The 15,457-nt window shown below is 66.5% G+C and carries 12 protein-coding genes; 7 read left to right on the top strand and 5 right to left on the bottom strand.

Annotated elements, in window-relative coordinates:
- From B5E42_RS16380 to B5E42_RS16370, 3 genes are all read left to right on the top strand, one after another.
- Entirely contained in the window at positions 1–717 is a 717-nt protein-coding gene (locus tag B5E42_RS16380; protein ID WP_087241613.1) for a V-type ATP synthase subunit D, read from the top strand.
- A 170-nt stretch (positions 718–887) separates the two neighbouring features.
- On the top strand, positions 888–2,684 hold the full coding sequence (locus B5E42_RS16375) for an LTA synthase family protein (protein WP_087241611.1): 1,797 nt from the start codon (positions 888–890) through the stop codon (positions 2,682–2,684).
- A 98-nt stretch (positions 2,685–2,782) separates the two neighbouring features.
- On the top strand, positions 2,783–3,469 hold the full coding sequence (locus B5E42_RS16370; RefSeq protein ID WP_087241608.1) for a helix-turn-helix transcriptional regulator: 687 nt from the start codon (positions 2,783–2,785) through the stop codon (positions 3,467–3,469).
- Between the two features lie 39 nt (positions 3,470–3,508).
- Here B5E42_RS16370 and ftsH read toward each other — a convergent pair whose 3' ends face one another.
- Positions 3,509–5,737 carry an ATP-dependent zinc metalloprotease FtsH gene (gene ftsH, locus B5E42_RS16365; protein WP_087241606.1) on the bottom strand — a complete coding sequence of 743 codons (2,229 nt, stop codon included), beginning with the start codon at positions 5,735–5,737 and terminating at the stop codon, positions 3,509–3,511.
- A 233-nt stretch (positions 5,738–5,970) separates the two neighbouring features.
- Here ftsH and rlmB point away from each other — a divergent pair, with 233 nt between their 5' ends.
- Together rlmB and B5E42_RS16355 are read left to right on the top strand one after the other, a co-directional pair.
- The gene (gene rlmB / locus B5E42_RS16360; RefSeq protein ID WP_087241604.1) at positions 5,971–6,738 is read left to right on the top strand and encodes a 23S rRNA (guanosine(2251)-2'-O)-methyltransferase RlmB; all 768 of its coding nucleotides are present in this window, start codon (positions 5,971–5,973) and stop codon (positions 6,736–6,738) included.
- A gap of 197 nt (positions 6,739–6,935) precedes the next feature.
- Positions 6,936–9,110: a hypothetical protein gene (locus tag B5E42_RS16355; RefSeq protein ID WP_141242562.1), complete on the top strand. Its 2,175-nt coding sequence runs from the start codon at positions 6,936–6,938 to the stop codon at positions 9,108–9,110.
- A gap of 479 nt (positions 9,111–9,589) precedes the next feature.
- Here B5E42_RS16355 and B5E42_RS16350 read toward each other — a convergent pair whose 3' ends face one another.
- The 4 genes from B5E42_RS16350 to B5E42_RS16335 form a co-directional block, all read right to left on the bottom strand.
- Positions 9,590–10,945: a PFL family protein gene (locus tag B5E42_RS16350; RefSeq protein ID WP_204244428.1), complete on the bottom strand. Its 1,356-nt coding sequence runs from the start codon at positions 10,943–10,945 to the stop codon at positions 9,590–9,592.
- 249 nt (positions 10,946–11,194) lie between these two features.
- Positions 11,195–11,464, bottom strand: a complete 270-nt coding sequence (locus tag B5E42_RS16345) for an ACT domain-containing protein (RefSeq protein ID WP_087241600.1) — start codon at positions 11,462–11,464, stop codon at positions 11,195–11,197.
- A gap of 173 nt (positions 11,465–11,637) precedes the next feature.
- A complete protein-coding gene (gene yfbR / locus B5E42_RS16340) occupies positions 11,638–12,222 on the bottom strand; it encodes a 5'-deoxynucleotidase (protein WP_087241598.1) in 585 nt (194 codons plus the stop codon).
- A gap of 111 nt (positions 12,223–12,333) precedes the next feature.
- Positions 12,334–12,579 (bottom strand): HPr family phosphocarrier protein, encoded by a 246-nt coding sequence (locus B5E42_RS16335; RefSeq protein ID WP_087241596.1) that lies wholly within the window; start codon positions 12,577–12,579, stop codon positions 12,334–12,336.
- Between the two features lie 178 nt (positions 12,580–12,757).
- On the opposite strand from B5E42_RS16335, the gene mtaB reads away from it, so the two are divergent.
- Together mtaB and B5E42_RS16325 are read left to right on the top strand one after the other, a co-directional pair.
- Positions 12,758–14,050 (top strand): tRNA (N(6)-L-threonylcarbamoyladenosine(37)-C(2))-methylthiotransferase MtaB, encoded by a 1,293-nt coding sequence (gene mtaB, locus B5E42_RS16330; RefSeq protein WP_087241594.1) that lies wholly within the window; start codon positions 12,758–12,760, stop codon positions 14,048–14,050.
- Entirely contained in the window at positions 14,047–15,450 is a 1,404-nt protein-coding gene (locus B5E42_RS16325) for a S41 family peptidase (protein WP_087241592.1), read from the top strand. Before mtaB ends, B5E42_RS16325 begins: the two co-directional genes overlap by 4 nt.
- The last annotated feature ends 7 nt before the right edge of the window (positions 15,451–15,457 follow it).

The raw sequence follows: 15,457 nt of genomic DNA, 5'->3' as shown, positions 1-15,457 counted from the left end.
ATGCCGGCCATTAACGTAAACCCCACCCGGCAGGAGCTGACCCGGCTGAAAACCCGGCTGCGCACCTCCGTCCGGGGCCACAAGCTGCTCAAGGACAAGCGGGATGAGCTGATGAAGCAGTTCATGGACGTGGTGCGGGAGAACCGGGCCCTGCGGAAAAAGGTGGAGGAGGGCCTCATGAAGGCCCACGGCTCCTTCACCGTGGCCTCCGCCCTCATGTCCACCGAGATGCTGGAGCAGGCCCTGCTCTACCCCAAGCAGAGTGTGGAGCTGGACATGACCTTCCAGAACGTGATGAGCGTCAACGTGCCCGTCTACCAGTTCAAGACCAGGAGCGACGACGCCGGGGAGATCTATCCCTACGGCTTCGCCACCACCTCCGGCGAGCTGGACGGCGCGGTGGAGGCCCTGTCCGGCGTGTTCCAGGATATGCTCAAGCTGGCGGAGATCGAAAAGACCTCCCAGCTGCTGGCCGAGGAGATCGAAAAGACCCGCCGCCGGGTCAACGCCCTGGAATACGTGAAGATCCCCCAGATGGAGGAGGCCATCCAGTATATCACCATGAAGCTGGACGAAAACGAGCGGGCCAACACCATCCGCCTGATGAAAGTCAAGGATATGCTGCTCCAGGAGTCCATTGAGGAGAAGCGCCAGGCCGACGCCCAGGCCGTGGAGGCCTTCGGCGGCCATCTGGCCGAGCCCATGGGCGAGCTGTAAGCGTAAACCATCCGCCAGACAGGCGGCCGTCCCACCGGACGGCCGCCTGTTTTGCTGCGCAAAACTCCATGCCCGCGGCGTGCCGAACGCCCATGAGCCTCCCCCGTTTTGACATGCGGCGGATTCTGCGGTATAATCACACCCTATCCCTCTGCATCAGGAGAACCCCTATGAAACAGAATCTGATTCCAACGAAAGAGGCGCTGTGGCTGGCGGGCTTTCTGCTGCTGACGCCCCTCACCGCCGCCTGGCTCATGCAGTTCACCTACGGCGTGCTGCCCTGGCAGATGCCCCTCCCGGCCGCCCTGGCCAACGCCCTGTGCATCGCCCTGCTCTACTGGCCCCTGTGCGCCCTGACCGGGCGGGCGGCCCCCTGCTGCATCGGCGTGCACATCGCCGCCGGGGCCTGGGGCACGGCCAACTGGTTTGTCAGCTCCTTCCGGGGCACCCCCATCCTGCCCTGGGATCTCTCCGCCCTGGGCACCGCCGCCGCCGTAGCGGGGAATTACCGCCCCATCCCCACCTGGCAGATGCTGGCGGCCATCGCCCTGGCGGCGGCGCTGATCGTGTTCCTCCACCCGGAGAAGCGCAAGGCCCGCCTGCGCCTCACCGGGCGCCTGCCCCTGCGGCTGGCCTGTCTGGGGGCGGGGCTGGCCTGCCTGCTGTTCCTGGTGCCCACCCGGCGGCTGGGCCTGCTGGGCGTGAACACCGACGTGTGGGATCCGTCCGGCTCCTACCGCACCGGCGGATGCCTGGCGGTCTTCCTGCGCAATACGGAGTTTTTGAAGGTGGAGGAGCCGCCGGACAGCACCCCGGAGCGGGTGGAGCAGATCCTGGCCGGGGCGGAGGCGCCGGAGCCGGCGGCGGTGCCCGTGGAGCGGCCCAACATCGTGGCCATCATGAACGAGTCCTGGGCCGATTTCGAGGCCTGCGGCAATCTCCGCCTCAGCGAGAGCGTCACCGACTACGTCCGCTCCCTGGACAACGCGGTGTTCGGCCACGCCTACACCTCCGTGTTCGGCGCGGGCACCAGCGCCAGCGAGTTCGAGTTCCTCACCGGCAGCTCCATGGCCTTTCTGCCCTCGGGCAGCATCCCCTATCAGCAGTATGTGCTGGGGGATACCGCCTCCCTGGCCTCCCTGCTCCGGGCCAAAGGCTACGACACCCTGGCCTTCCACCCCGGGGAGCGCACCTCTTGGCAGCGGGACCGGGCCTACCCCCGGCTGGGCTTTGACGCCTACAAGTGCGGCGACGACATGGACGTGCCCCAGACCTTTGAGCACGGCTATGTCAGCGACGAGTCGGATTTCCGGCAGCTCATCTGGGAATTGGAGCACAAGGAGGCGGGGCAGCCCCTCTTCCTCTTCAATGTGACCATTCAGAACCACGGCGGCTACACCGCGGCGGACTACCCGGCCCAGGTAACCCTCACCGACGTGCCGGGGGAGTACCCCATGGCGGAGCAGTACCTCACCCTGGCAAACAAGACCGACCAGGCCTTCCGCACCCTGGTGGAGTATCTGGAGGACTTCGACGAGCCCACCATCGTGGTCATGTTCGGGGATCACCAGCCCTCGGTGGAGCAGGGCTTCCTGGACAGGGCCTACGGCGTCACCCAGGATCAGATGACCATGGAGCAGTACATGGGCAGGTTCTATGTCCCCTTCGTGATCTGGGCCAACTACCCCCTGCCCGAGTCCGGGCCGGAGGTCACCAGCCTCAACTTCCTGGGCCAGTACCTCCTGCGCTACGCGGGCATCGGCGGGACGGCCTACGACAACTACCTGTGGCAGCTCCAGACCCAACTGCCCGCCGTCACCTTCGTGGGCTATGTGGATGCGGACGGGAGGGCCTACAGCCACCTGGAGACCAACGGCTTCACCCCCGTGATCGAGGACTACCAGCGGGTGCAGTACAACAACCTCTTCGGCGGAAAGGAGCGGCTGACGGCCCTGTTTGACCCGTAGTCGGCCTGTCAACCGCCGTTTGACAGGGTGGAAGGGGCGGCCCCTTGCCAAAGTCCCGCCGGTGGGGTAGGATAGAGGCAGAAAAGGGGGGAGTCGCCATGACGCTGGGTCAGCGGATTCAGGAGCACCGGCTCCGGCTGGGCCTGTCCCAGGCCGGATTGGGGGAGAAGCTGGGGGTGTCCCGCCAGGCGGTGAGCCGGTGGGAGGCCGACGGGGCGGTGCCCGACACGGATAAGCTCATCGCCCTGTCCAAACTTTTCGGACTCACTCTGAACGAGCTGCTCCAGGTGGAGAACCCGCCGGAGCAAATGCCCGCCCCTGTGGAGGAACCGGCGGAAAAGCGGCGCCCCGTCCGGTGGAAACTCCTCCTGCTGGCGGCGGGGTGCTTCCTGGCCGGGCTGGCTGTGGGCCGGGCTCCGGACATCGCCGCCCGGCTGGGGCCGCCGGAGCCGAAGGAATGGATTACAGAGTGGAGCTTACGCGCAGCCCCGTTCGCTTATGAACTGGATGGGCGGGAGGTTGTGAATCTCTATGTGGGGGTGACCCTGGAGGACTCCGAAATGCTGGAGGACACAGAGGTGTTTTTCCAGGCAGAATCCGCCGGCGGGGAGACCATCCGGGCAGAGCCGGTGAATCGGCGGGAATCCCTGTACGGGGTCAGCTGCTCGGCCATGCTGACAGTGCCCAACGAGGCGGGGTGCATATTGATCGGCTTCCGGACAAATGGCCGGGAGCGCCTCCAGATTCTCGATGAGTTTGGCCGGCTGATTCCATCACAAGAATAAAGCACCCCGTGGAGCGCCGCTCCACGGGGTGCTTTACGTTTATTCCTTGGGCTTGCCCTCGGGGCCGAAGTCGGTTCCGTTCTCCTGAGGGGGCTCCGTCTTAGGGGGCTCCTCCTGCCCGGGCTGGGTGTCGCCGCCCAGAGGAATGGGGGCGGCGGGCTGGGAGGCCGGCTTGGGCTCCTCCTTTTTGCTCTCCCGGTCGGGGAAGTTGTCCGCCAGGGCGGGATCCCGGCCCTCCAGAATGGCAACCATCTCGGGGCCGGTGATGGTCTCCTTCTCCAGCAGGTAGGCCACCACCTTGTCCATGTCCTCCCGGCTGGCCGAGAGGATTTCGGTGGCCTTTTTGTAGCAGGAGTCGATCAGATCCCGCACCGCCCTGTCCATGGCGGCGGCGGTGTCCTGGGCGCAGTCGATGCCGTAGCCGCCGTCCAGGTACTGGTTGCGGCGGGAGGCCAGGGCCATCATGCCGAACTCGTCGCTCATGCCGAACATGGCCACCATGTTGCGGGCGATGCTGGTGGCGTCCTGGATGTCCTGGGCCGCGCCGTTGGTCATGGTGTGCAGCACCAGCTCCTCAGCCACGCGGCCGCCCATGGAGACGGTGATCTGGGCCAGCAGCTCGTCCTTGGTGTGCAGGTGCTTGTCCTCCTCCGGCAGGTGGAGGGTGTAGCCCAGGGCCCCCTGGGTGTGGGGCACGATGGTGATCTTGCTCACCGGCTCGGCGTGCTTCTGCTTGTAGGCCACCATGGCGTGGCCCACCTCGTGATAGGCCACCAGCTTCTTCTCAAACTCACTGAGGACGCTGCCCTTCTTCTCCGCGCCGGCGATGACCAGCTCGAAGGCGGTGAGCAGATCCTCCTGGTTCACCGCCTTGCGGCCCAGGCGCACGGCCCGGAGGGCGGCCTCGTTCACCAGGTTGGCCAGATCGGCGCCCACGGCGCCGGCGGTGGCCAGGGCCACCTTTTTCAGATCCACGTCGTCGGCCAGGCGGATGTTGCGGGTGTGCACCTGGAGGGTGGCCAGGCGGCCGGCCAGGTTGGGCCGATCCACCGTGATGCGCCGGTCGAAGCGGCCGGGCCGCAGCAGGGCCTGATCCAGCACCTCCGGCCGGTTGGTGGCGGCCAGCAGAATGACGCCCTTGGTGGGGTCGAAGCCGTCCATCTCGGCCAGCAGCTGATTCAGGGTCTGCTCCCGCTCGTCGTTGCCGCCCATGCGGTTGTCGCGGGACTTGCCGATGGTGTCGATCTCGTCGATGAACACGATGCAGGGGGCCATCTTGCTGGCCTCCTTGAACAGGTCGCGGACGCGGGCCGCGCCCATGCCCACGAACATCTCCACGAAGTCGGAGCCGGAGATGGAGAAGAAGGGCACGTTGGCCTCGCCGGCCACGGCCTTGGCAAGCAGGGTCTTGCCGGTGCCCGGCGGGCCCACCAGCAGGGCGCCCTTGGGCAGCTTGGCGCCGATCTCGGTGTACTTCTGGGGGTTGTGGAGGAAGTCGATGATCTCCACCAGGGACTCCTTGGCCTCGTCCTGACCGGCCACATCCCGGAAGGTGACGCCGGTCTTTTTCTCCACGTACACCTTGGCGTTGGACTTGCCCAGGTTGCCGATGCCGCCGCCCATCTTGCCGGCCATGCCCCGCATGAGCAGGGAGAAGGCCACCATGATGATCACCATGGGCAGCACCCAGGACACCAGCAGGGAGATGATGGGATTCATGGGCTCCACATATTCGGTGCCGTACTGGGTGATGCCCTGCTCCTCCAGCAGGGTGAGCAGGCTGGAGTCATTCAGGGGGGCGCAGAAGTAGACCACGGAGGAGGAGGACGACGTGCCGCCGACGCTCTGCCCGGAGGCGCCGCCCTGGATGGGGGTGAGCCCCTCCAGCACGGGGAGATCCAGCTGGCCTCCGGTGGTCTCGCCGCCGGTGCCGCCGCTTTCTCCACCGGAGGTATCGGCGGAGCTGGTCTGGCCGTCCTCCTTCACCGCCTCCACGTTGCCATCGTCGTCAAACTGGAGGGTGTACCCCTCCTTGAGGGTGAAGGTGTACCGGTCGCTCTCCATGAGCACCGAGTCCACCACGCCGTCCATGACCAGGTCGCGGAACTGGCCGTAGAGCACCTCCACGGAGTTGGCCTGCTGGAACCGGGAGGTGGCCACGTTGACCAGCAGGGTGAGCACCAGGGCCCACAGCAGAACCGAGACAATGGCGGTCACGTTGCGCTTGTTGCCGCCGTTTCCCCGGTTGTTGTTCTGATTGGGGTTCAAGGTAGAGTTCCTCCTTGATGGGAAACAGTTTCGTCCGAAGTAATAATATAGTTATAGCACAAGGCGGGGGAAAAAACAAGAAAGGGGGTGGGCAAAACCTGTAAACTTTCTATGAAAAGCCGACGGAAACCGACGGCCGCTTTTTGCGGATTTCCGGCAATTTTGGCTTTTTTGATCCGGGCGGTTGTGGTATACTGAAGGAGATAAACGGACAAGAGGAAGGAAGAGGAAGCATGAAGGAGCGCAGGCCCAATCTGGAGGCGGAGGCCGACGGCATCATCGAGGGCCGCAATGCGGTGATCGAGGCCCTGCGGGCGGGGACGCCCGTGGACAAGATCTATCTGGCCAGGGGGGAGACCGACTCCGCCCTGGGGCACATCGCCTCCACGGCCCGCTCCAGGGGCATCGTGGTGGTGGAGTGCGACCGGCGCAAGCTGGACGGCATGAGCCGCACCCACTCCCACCAGGGGGTGATCGCCCTGGCGGCGGTGCGGGAGTACGCCAGCGTGGACGACATCCTCAACGCCGCGAGGGAGAAGGGGGAGCCCCCCCTGATCGTGGTGTGCGACGAGCTCTCCGACCCCCACAACCTGGGGGCGGTGATCCGAACCGCCGAGTGCGCCGGGGCCCACGGGGTGATCATCCCCAAGCGGCGCTCCGCCGGCCTCACCGCCGTGGTGGCAAAGACCTCCGCCGGCGCGGTGAGCCACGTGCCCGTGGCCCGGGTGCCCAATCTGCCCGCCCTGCTGGACGAGCTGAAGGAGGCGGGGGTGTGGGTGTTCGGCACCGCCGCCGACGGAGACCAGCTGCTCTACGACGCGGATCTCAAGGGCCCCGCCGCCATCGTCATCGGCAGCGAGGGCACCGGCATGGGCCGCCTGGTGGCGGAGAAGTGCGACTTCAAGGTGCGCATACCCATGAAGGGCAGGCTCAACTCCCTCAACGCCTCCGCCGCGGCGGCGATTTTGATGTACGAGGCCGTCCGGCAAAGAATGGGGTGAACAGCGGCCGCCATGTATGGCGGCCCTACAGGCGGCAAACGAAGCTGGGCGTAGGGCCGCGATAAATCGCGGCCGCCCGGGCGCCCCATATCGGGGCGGGCCGCCGAGGGCGGCGGCCCCTGCAGCACCGCTTCCGTACCTTCTGTAGGGGCCGACCCATCATCCACCGATTCCACCACGCAAAGCAGGTGAGCATCATGTCCGACGACCGGGACGACAAACAGAATACAGGCGCCCCCGGCCCGGAGGACTTCTCCCTGGAGGAGATTCTGGCGGAGTTCGGCGGCGGGCCGCCCAAGCCCACCCGCTGGAAGGAGGATACCATCCCCTTCCCGGTGCAGGGGCGCCGGCCCAGAGGGGGCTCGCCGCCTCCGCCGGCGGGCGGCGGCAAGGTGGTGGACTTCCCCGCCGGGAAGCGGGAGGCAGGCCCCAGGCCAGCCCCGCCGCCCAAGGCCCCGCCGCCCCCTTCGGAACCGGAGGAGTCCGAACCGGAGGAGGCGCCGGAGGAGGACGGGGACGACAAGGTGGTGGACTTCCCCGGCGAGGAGGGGCCCGCCTCGGACAACCCCATCGCCGAGGGCCTCAACCGCCTGCTCCAGAAGGCCGACGACTACGCCGGCCACATGTTTGAGGAGGAGGGGAAGGAGGACGACGAGGAGGTGCGCCGGGCGGAGGAGTTCATCCCCGGCACCGACGAGGAGGAGCCGCCGAGAGCCGGCGGAGCGCCGCCCCGCCGCCAGCCGCCCCGCCCCGACCTGCCCCGGCGGAGCTGGCCCGGCGGTACGGCAAGGGCTCAAGTCCCTGGGCATCCGCTCGTGCTGGTGTTCCTGCTGCTCATTCCCGCCCTGTACCTGACGGTGGATGTGTTCCCCTATCCCGCCGCCCTCACCCCCCAGCTGCGGGTGCTGCTGCTCTCGGCGGCCCAGGGGCTGGCCATGCTGGTGGGCATCGACGTGCTGGCCCGGGGGCTGTTCCGCCTGGTGCTGCTGGAATTCGGCATGGACACCCTGCTGGTGTTTGCCTGCGCTGCCACCCTGGCCGACGCGCTGACCATGTACCGGCTGGATCCCCGGGAGGGGCAGATGCCCTACTGCGCGGCGGCCATCCTGGCCATCTTCCTGCTGATGCGGGGCACCCGGCGGAAGCGCCGGGCCCAGCGGCTGGCCTGCCGCACGGCGGCGGCCGCCGCCCACCCCTACCTGGTGACCCTGGACGAGGGCAAGTGGAGCGGACGGGACACCTACGCCAAGTGGTCGGGGGAGCCCATCGGCTTCGGCCGGCAGATGCAGGCCGCCGACGGGGCGGAACGGATTTTCCACCGCATCTGCCCGCTGCTGTTCATTGCCTGCCTGCTGCTGAGCGTCGTGGCCTCCATCGGCCGGGGCGCGCCGGAGCGGCTGCTGTGGTGCCTGTCCGCCATGCTCACCGCCTCCACCTCCCTGTCCGGGGGACTGTGCTACGCCCTGCCCTGGCTGAGCCTGACCCGCCGCCTGAGCAAGTCGGGGGCGGCCATCGCGGGCTGGGACGGGGTCACCGCCACCGGCGGCAGCGGCATCCTGCTCACCGACACCGACTTCTTCCCGCCGGGCTGCGTCTCCCTCAACGGCATCAAGATCTTCGGGGACTTCCCGGTGGACAAGGTGGTGTCCAACACCGCCACCCTGATCCGGGACTCGGGCTGCGGCCTGGACAAGATCTTCCACGATCTGCTGCGGGCCCAGGGCTGCGTCTACCGCCGGGCCTCCGGGCTGACGGTCTACGAGGGCGGCCTGTCCGCCGTGATCCGGAACCAGCAGGTGCTGGTGGGCTCGGCGGCCTTCATGGGACTCATGGAGATCACCCTGCCCCAGGGGCTCCATGTGAAAAACGCCGTGTTCTGCGCCATTGACGGGGAGCTTGCGGGCATCTTCGCCCTCAACTACACCCTTCACGGCAATCTGGAGCCCTCCCTCAACAGCCTCATCCGAAACCGGGTGACCCCGGTGATGGCCACCCGGGACTTCAACCTGATCCCCGCCATGCTGCGCCAGCGGTTCAAGCTGCCGGTGGATAAGATGGAGTTCCCGCCGGTGGAGCGGCGGGTGGAGCTCTCCGGCGAGGAGCAGAGCCACAGCGACATCCTCACCGCCGTCCTGTGCCGGGAGGGGGTGGCCCCCTACTCCGAGGCGGTGGTGGGGGCGGCCCGGCTCCGCCGGGCGGTGCGCACCTCCGCCGTGCTGGCCTGCCTGGGGGCCCTGGCGGGGCTGCTGCTGGCCTTCTACCTCACCTTTGTGTGCTCCTACTCGTCCCTCTCCGCCGTCAACCTGCTGGTGTTCCTGGTGATGTGGCTGGTGCCCACCCCGCTGATCGCCGGCATGGTGAACAAGTATTGAGCAAAAACGACGCCCCGTCCGATGGACGGGGCGTCAGCGTGTCGAAAAAGCGGCAAAGCCGCTTTTTCGAGAAAGATTGCATGGTGGAAGGGGTTCGTTTTCTTGCGAAAAAGTCACCCCTTCCACCATGAGAAGTGTCATTTCCGACGCACATGTCGCCGGAAATGACGGATTTTGATTTGATTCCTGCGGCTGCGGCCGCAGGAACTCTGCGAGGCTCTCCTTCGCGGGAGGTTTTTCGACAGCCTGGCGCTCCGTCCACCGGACGGGGCGTATTTTTGCACCTCTAGTTCTTCAGGCTCTGCATCGGCGCGGGAATCCGGCCAATCCCAGCCGGGCGGGCCCGGCCGGGGCCCCAAGGGCCTATTTAACTTGCTCGGGCCAAGTGAATTGGCCCTGCGCCGAGGTTTTCGCTGCGCGAAAACGCTCGTACGGCGCGAAGCGCCGCCCCGCCGCTGGCGGGGGGTGCGGCGGCCGCCTCAGTTCTTCAGGCTCTGCATCGGCGCGGGGATCCGACCGCCGCGGGCGATGAAGGCGTCGCTGCCCTCGGGATGGACGGGCATGACGGGGGCGGAGCCCAGCAGGCCGCCGAACTCCACCGTGTCCCCCACCACCTTGCCGGGGGCGGGGATGATGCGCACGGCGGTGGTTTTGGAGTTGACCATGCCGATGGCGGCCTCGTCGGCGATGATGGCGGAGAGGGTGGCGGCGGAGGTGTCGCCGGGGACGGCGATCATGTCCAGGCCCACGGAGCAGACGCAGGTCATGGCCTCCAGCTTGTCCAGGTGGAGGGCCCCCGAGCGGGCGGCGGCGATCATGCCCTCGTCCTCGCTGACGGGGATGAAGGCGCCGGACAGGCCGCCCACATGGGAGGAGGCCATGACGCCCCCCTTCTTCACCGCGTCGTTGAGCAGGGCCAGGGCGGCGGTGGTGCCGTGGGTGCCGCAGGTCTCCAGGCCCATCTCCTCCAGGATGCGGGCCACGGAGTCGCCCACGGCGGGGGTGGGGGCCAGGGAGAGATCCACGATGCCGAAGGGCACGCCCAGCCGGCGGCTGGCCTCCTGGGCCACCAGCTGGCCCATGCGGGTGATGCGGAAGGCGGTCTTTTTCACGGTCTCGGCCACCACGTCGAAGGACTGGCCCTTCACGGCCTGGAGGGCGTGATAGACCACGCCGGGGCCGGACACGCCCACGTTGATGATGCAGTCCGGCTCCCCCACGCCGTGGAAGGCGCCGGCCATGAAGGGGTTGTCCTCCACGGCGTTGCAGAACACCACCAGCTTGGCGCAGCCGAAGCCGCCCCGCTCGGCGGTGCGCTCCGCCGTCTCCTTGATGATGCGGCCCATGACGCCCACGGCGTTCATGTTGATGCCCGCCTTGGTGGAGCCCACGTTGACCGAGGAGCACACATAGTCGGTGATGGCCAGGGCCTCGGGGATGGAGGAGATGAGCTTCCGATCCGCCGGGGTGGCCCCCTTCTGCACCAGGGCGGAGAAGCCGCCGATGAAGTCCACGCCGGCGGTTTTCGCGGCGCTGTCCATGGCCACGGCGAAGGGGACATAGCTGCTGGTCTCCGACGCGCCGGCCACCAGGGCCATGGGGGTGACGGAGATGCGCTTGTTGACGATAGGGATGCCGAATTCCCGCTCGATGGCCTCGCCGGTGGCCACCAGGTGCTCGGCCCGGCGGGTGATCTTGTCGTAGATCTTCTGGCAGGCGGCCTTGGGGTCGGGATCGGCGCAGTCCAGCAGGGAGATGCCCATAGTAATGGTGCGGATGTCCAGGTGCTGCTGGTCGATCATGCGGATGGTATCTAAAATCTCATTGGTGTTAATCAAAGTCAAATCCTCCTGCACAGAACTGGCACCCGCGAAGCGGGGACGCGCCGGGTGGCGCGTACAAGCATTTTGGCCCCGGGCCAAAATCTTGCCGCAGGGGCAATTCACTTGCCCCGAGGAAGTAAAAAAACGGGGTTCCCGCAGGGCGTCAGCCCTGTGGGGCAATGGTGCGGATGTCCAGGTGCTGCTGGTCGATCATGTGGATGGTATCTAAAATCTCATTGGTGTTAATCATGGGTGCTCACCTTAAATTCTGTGCATGGCGTTGAAGATATCCTCCCGCTGGGCCCGGATATCCAGGTTCTGCTCCCTGCCCTCCTGCTCCAGCAGGGCGGCCAGCTGGCCGAAGGGGATGTCGCAGGCGCCGGCATCCACCAGCATGACCATGGTGAAGTCCTCCTGGAGGATGGTCTGGCTGATGTCCAGGATGTTGACGTTGTGCTGGGCCAGCAGGGCGCACACCAGGGACATGATGCCCACCCGGTCTTTGCCCAGAACGGTGACGATGGCTCTCATAAGTAAACAGCTCCTTTGTTTTTTCTGCGGTATGTAAGGCTTGGGCTGTCACGCTGCGCCTGTTCGCGACGCCCGGCTTCCCTCCGTCTCGGGCTCCAACCGCCCCGCTGTGCGGAGCTGGGTTTTCGCCCTCGCTCCGGTCCATCCGGGCTGCTCACGACGGCTCCGCGCTTCTATTGCAGTTCGTCCAGGGTCAGCCCGAAGGCGGGCAGGAAGTGCTCCATGAAATAGTCCAGCTCGGGCAGCTCATAGCCCTTCAGGGCCTCCAGGGTCTGCTCCGCGGCCTGCCGGAACTCGCCGTTGCCCGCCTTGAGCTCCTCCACGCACTTGATGTAGGCGGAGAGCTTGTCGGCGGCCTTCACCAGCCTCCGGAGCTCGGGGTCGTAGTCCTCCCGCAGCAGGGGGTCGAAGGCGGGGCGCAGGGATTCCGGCAGCATGTCCAGCAGCTTGCGGGCGGAGAACTGCTCCACCTCCTTGTAGGCGTCCCGGATGTCCGGGTTGTAGTACTTGATGGGGGTGGGCAGGTCGCCGGTGAGGATCTCCGGCGCGTCGTGGTACAGGGCGGCGGCGGCGGCCAGCCCCGGGTCGGCTTCCCCGCCCAGCACGTCCCGCCGGATCACCGCCAGGGCGTGGGCCAGCACAGCCACCATGTGGGAGTGCTCCTGGATATTCTCCTGAACCGTGTTGCGCATCAGCCCCCAGCGGTTGATGTACCGCATGCGGGAGAGATAGGCGAAGAAGGGGTACTGGTCTGCCATGGCGATTCCTCCTGTAAAAACACATTATTTTACCACAGCAGGGGCGGCTTGTAAACGAAAACCGTCAAAAAAGCGGACGGCGCCCGGGCCGTCCGCTTGTCATCGGGAGACTTACTGCTCCTCCTTCACCTCAAAGGCGGCCACACTCTGCTCAAAGGCCGCCCGGTCGGCGTCGGAGCCGTGCACCTTCACCTGAACCGGCTGGGACAGATCCAGGGAGAACAGGCCCATGATGGACTTGGCGTCCACCACATAGCGGCCGGAGAGCACGTCCACGTCGCAGGCGCAGTGGGTGGCGGCCTTGACGAACTGGCGCACATCATCAATCGAGGTCAGGGAGACCAGAAATTCAGACATGTGAAAACACCTCCATAATCGCACTTTGAGAAAGACCTATACAAGAATTCGGGTTTGCCTTATAATAGGGATGCCCACATTATAGTCGATGAAATCAAAATTTCAATGGTTCGCCGGAGAAAAGAAAGAAATTCTGTTTGATTGCACAAAGGGCCCCGGCGGCACGAGAGGAAAAACCATGCGAGTTGCTATCTATACCCTGGGCTGCAAGGTCAACCAGTACGAGACCCAGGCCATGGAGGCGGAGCTCACCCGCCGGGGCCACACCCTGGCCCCCTTCGACGGGGAGGCCGACGCCTACATCATCAACACCTGCACCGTCACGGCGGTGAGCGACAAGAAGTCCCGCCAGATGATCCGCCAGGCCCGCCGCCGCGCCCCCCACGCTGTGGTGGCGGTGTGCGGCTGCTACGCCCAGACCGACCCCGGGGCGGTGGAGAAGCTGGGGGTGGATCTGGTCATGGGCACCAATGACCGCATGGGCTTTTTGAACGCTCTGGAGGCCCTGAGCCCCGACGGGGGACAGCCGGTGGTGGACGTGGACGACGCCCTGCGCCGCCGCACCTACGAGCGGCTCCCCGCCGGCGGGCTGGAGGGCCGCACCCGGGCCATGCTCAAGGTGGAGGACGGCTGTGTCAACTTCTGCACCTACTGCATCATCCCTTACGCCCGGGGCCCCATCCGCTCCCTGCCCCTGGAGGAGGCCGCCTGTGAGGCAAAGCGCCTTGCCGGGCTGGGGTACCGGGAGCTGGTGCTCACCGGCATCGAAATCTCCTCCTGGGGCCATGATCTGAAAAACGGCCAGGGCCTTATCGATCTTGTCGAGGGGGTGTGCGCCGCCGCGCCGGGCTGCCGGGTGCGGCTGGGCTCCCTGGAGCCCCGCACCATCACGGAGGACTTCTGCCGCCGGGCCGCCGCCCTGCCCAACCTGTGCCCCCACTTCCACCTGTCCATGCAGAGCGGCTGTGACGCCACATTGAAGCGGATGAACCGGAAATATGATTCCGAACGGTATTATGAGAGTGTAAAATTACTGAGAGGCCACTTTGACCGGCCAGGGATCACCACCGACCTGATTGTGGGCTTCCCCGGGGAGACCGAGGCGGAGTTTGCCCAGACCCTGGACTTTGTGCGTAAGTGCGCCTTCTCCGCCCTGCACATCTTCCCCTACTCCCGCCGCACCGGCACCCCGGCGGCCTCCATGCCCGGTCAGGTGCCCCGGACGGAAAAGGAGGAGCGGGCCCATCGGGCCGCAGAGGTGGCGGCGGAGCTGCGGGCCGCCTGGCTGACCGGGGGGATCGGCCGCACCGCGCCGGTGCTCTTCGAGGAGGAGAAGGACGGCCTGTGGCGGGGCCACGCCCCCGACTACACCGAGGTGTACGCCGAGGGCGTGGGATTACACAACGTGATAAAAGAGGTCGAAATTACAGGAATACATGGAGATGGATGGAGAGGAAGCGTCGTGAAATGAAAAGGAAGCTCCTGCCCTGGCCCTGTCCTGGCCCTGCTGGCCGCCTGTACCCGGCCCCGGCGCCGTCCCCACGGCGGAGGCGACCCTTCGCCCACCCCAACCCCGCCGCGGCGGTGGACTTCCACGCCTTTCTGGACGAGGTCAACGAGACAAGGCGGGCCGTCATCGAGGACGGGGAGCCCCTGGACATCTCCGCCTGGACGCCGGACTTCACCGACCAGAACCACACCTTCACCGATGAGGAGATGGAGGTACTGCTGACGCCCCATGACCCGGCGGAAAATCTGACCCTGGAGCAGGCCAGAGAGGACGTGGAGACCGCCTTCACCCTCCTGCGCACCACCTACGGGGCCTACGAGTACTTCGGCGGCGATGAGGTGTTTGACGGCCTGCGGGAGGACGCCCTGGCCCGGCTGGAGGAGGCCGACCCCGCCCTCCCCCTGGCGGACGCGGTGGCGGACGCCCTGTATGCCGTGCTGTCCCCGGTGGTGCGAGACGGGCATTTCGTCGTTGACAACCGCCGCCTGATTGAGGCGTATGAGCTTTCCCCCTATTATGTCCCCGGCGTGTACATCGACGACCCCACAGGGCTGGATGAAGATTATATCAAGCCCACCATCGGCCCGGACGGGGCCATCACCTACGGCTTTTACGCCCTGAGCCACGACGGGAGCGACCTGCCGGACAGCCTGGGCGGGTACGAGCTGGACTGGACGCTGTGCGAACCCGTGGGCCGCGGCAATTTCGTGTTCGCGGAGAGTGAATACCGGGGCATCCCCACGCTGCAATCCCGGCGCATGTCCTCCCGCACGCCGGAGGAGGAGGCCCAGCTGGAGCGGTTTGCCTCCTGCGGCGGGGAGTACGCCGACGCGCCCCTGCTGATCTTCGACGTGCGGGGAAACCCCGGCGGCAGCGACCGGTGGCTCATGAGCTGGTTCGAGGGGTGGACGGGCCAGCCCGCCCAGCCCCACAGAGTTGACGGGCATCGGTACAGCCAGCTGGGCTGCGAGGTTCACGGATCCTACTATCCGCCGGATTGGATGGGGACCTGGGGGATCGGGACGGAGGAGGGCAACTGGGTGGAGCGGGAGGGCTATACCTTCCTGCTGACCGACGGGGGCACCGCCTCCTCCGGGGAGACCGCGGTGGAGTTCCTCCGCACGGTGGAGAACACCCTGGCGGTGGGCCTCCCCACCGGCGGATGCGCGCTGGTTTCCAATAATATGGATATCTATCTCCCCCGCACAGGGGTGTGGCTCTTTTTCGGCACTGGCCTGAGCTTTCATGAGACCATGGAGAACCGGGACGGGGTGGGCTATCTCCCCGATCTGTGGGTCAACCCCGCCGAGGCCCCGGTGGCGGTGGCCCGGATGTGTGAATACTACGGCCTGCGGGGGTGAGCGCGCA

The sequence above is a fragment of the Flavonifractor sp. An10 genome (genome assembly GCF_002161215.1).
GTDB lineage: Bacteria > Bacillota > Clostridia > Oscillospirales > Oscillospiraceae > Flavonifractor > Flavonifractor avistercoris.
The sequence above is the reverse complement of the archived record's forward strand: the minus strand, read 5'-3'. Positions and strand labels throughout refer to the sequence as shown.